The following is a 2,000-nucleotide window of genomic DNA, read 5'->3' as shown; positions in this document are numbered from 1 at the left end:
CATTTGGCTATCTTCTGCCAAAAAAGTCTCTCCGAAACCACCATCGGCAATTAATCGCAAGACTTTGTAACGATTTTGTAGAATTAAATCCGTCATGGGGAAACATCACTGTTTACTTAACAATCTCCACTGATCAGATTATCGCCGACCTCCCCTCCCATTCAGAACCGTGCTTGAGATGTTCACCTCAGACGGACTTAGTTTGACTGCTCTCTTGTTAAGGGTACAGCTTGACAATGATTGTCTGGGTCAACTTCAACTTGACAGACCAGTAGTTCCCACTATAGCTTAGTTTGAGGCTCAGGCAGCTTCCCGATTCTACCCTCGGATGCTATAGTCAGCAAAAAATTTTTAGAAACTTCTTGACAAAACCGGGGAGATAAATGCTAATATTAAAAAGGTCTGTCCAATGGGGATTAGCCAAGCGGTAAGGCAGCGGGTTTTGGTCCCGCCATTTCCTAGGTTCGAATCCTAGATCCCCAGTTTAAGATTTTTTATTCCCAGTCCGCCAATGATTGAGAATATCCTCGATCAAAGCTTCCTTGAGCCAAATACGACCGATAAGAGTCAGGGGAACCGCCAGAAATAGCCCTAAAAAGCCAAAAATCGAGGCGAAAAACAACTGGGCCAACAGGGTAAAAGCGGGTAAGAGCTTGAGCGACCGCACTGTTAAAATGGGCAGCGGTGAATGACGGTCGAAATATTGAATTAACAGATAAATACTGCTGTAGAGTAGTAAAACCGCCCAGGGTTGCCAGGGAGCTTCCAGAAGGGCGATAGAAAAGGGTAAAATCGTGCTTAAAACTGGCCCGAGGTTGGGGATAAAGGTGAGAAATCCCGCGAGAATAGATTGGGAAAAAGCGAGGGGAATGCCGATCAGGGATAGACCCAGGCAACTGCCCAAGGTCATAATCAACATATGACAGAAAATCCCTTTCAGCCAAGCTTTTAAATCTCGATCGCACTGTTCTAGGATCGATCGTACCCTAGAACGGTAGAAAGCAGGAAATAAACGCAGAAAACAACGGTAGTAAGCGGCAGGATCGGCGAGAATCATCAAGCCCAGGGCAACAATTAGCAGTAAGCTGAGGATAATGCCGAAAGTACCGTAAAAAATGCTTAAACCCCGCCCAGCAATTTGGTTAATCAGGGGTTGTAATTGAGCGAGCAGTGTTTTAAAGTCCGGTAAGACACTGGCCAGACTAGGATCGAGATAATCCTCAAGACTATGGACTTGTCCCCAGAGTCTTTCTATAGCTTGGGGTAATAAACTAAATAATTGGCGAAATTGTTGGACTAAAGCGGGTATAATCCCCACAAAAATACCGATAATACCAATAAAGAAGCCAAAAAGAGTGATAATTAGGGCGTAGGAACGCTTGAGGTGATGACGCTGCCACCAAGTCACAGCCAAATTTAAAATCTGAGCCAGAAGAATCGCCATCAATAATAATAAGAGAATCTGTCGAATCTGCCAGAGAATCAACAGACAAAAGACTAACAGAACTAAACCGAGGCTGCTGCCAAAAGTCATCGAAAATTTGGGTCTGAAACCCCGTCGTTCTACGACGGCTTTACTGTTAAATATTAGCACATTTACGAAATATATGCTAAAATGTGAGACATGGAAAAAGCCTACTCGTTTCGATTTTACCCAACACCCGAACAAGAGTCGCTATTGCGGCGCACATTGGGCTGTGTAAGATTAGTTTACAACAAAGCTCTCCATCTCAGAACACAAGCTTGGTACGAAAAGCAAGAAAGAGTAGGCTATGCTCAAACTTCTTCAATGTTGACCGATTGGAAAAAGCAAGAAGAATTAGACTTTCTCAATGAAGTAAGCTGTGTACCTTTACAACAAGGGTTAAGACATTTACAAACAGCTTTTACTAACTTCTTTGCTGGTCGTACTAAGTATCCTAACTTTAAGAAAAAACATCAAGGAGGAAGTGCCGAATTTACCAAATCAGCCTTTAAATTTAAAGACAAACAAATCTATT

General features: G+C 43.0%; 2 protein-coding genes and 1 tRNA gene. 2 read left to right on the top strand and 1 reads right to left on the bottom strand.

Features of this window, described 5'->3' with window-relative positions; translation table 11 throughout:
* The first annotated feature begins 410 nt into the window (after positions 1 to 410).
* A tRNA-Gln gene (locus PX482_RS27395) sits at positions 411 to 483 on the top strand.
* 1 nt (position 484) lies between these two features.
* Here PX482_RS27395 and PX482_RS27390 read toward each other — a convergent pair.
* Positions 485 to 1,534, bottom strand: coding sequence for an AI-2E family transporter (locus PX482_RS27390; RefSeq protein WP_288024804.1), 1,050 nt, complete (start codon positions 1,532 to 1,534; stop codon positions 485 to 487).
* A 90-nt stretch (positions 1,535 to 1,624) separates the two neighbouring features.
* Here PX482_RS27390 and PX482_RS27385 point away from each other — a divergent pair.
* On the top strand, positions 1,625 to 2,000 hold a 376-nt coding region (locus PX482_RS27385), incomplete at its 3' end, for an RNA-guided endonuclease InsQ/TnpB family protein (RefSeq protein WP_288123269.1).

This window comes from Microcystis sp. M53602_WE12 (assembly GCF_030065455.1).
GTDB classification, from domain to species: domain Bacteria; phylum Cyanobacteriota; class Cyanobacteriia; order Cyanobacteriales; family Microcystaceae; genus Microcystis; species Microcystis aeruginosa.
This window is presented reverse-complemented; position numbering and strand designations above follow the sequence as displayed.

Excerpts from the sequence above, each read along its gene's own strand:
- PX482_RS27390 (WP_288024804.1), bottom strand. The coding sequence starts at position 1,534 with ATGACTTTTGGCAGCAGCCTCGGTTTAGTTCTGTTAGTCTTTTGTCTG.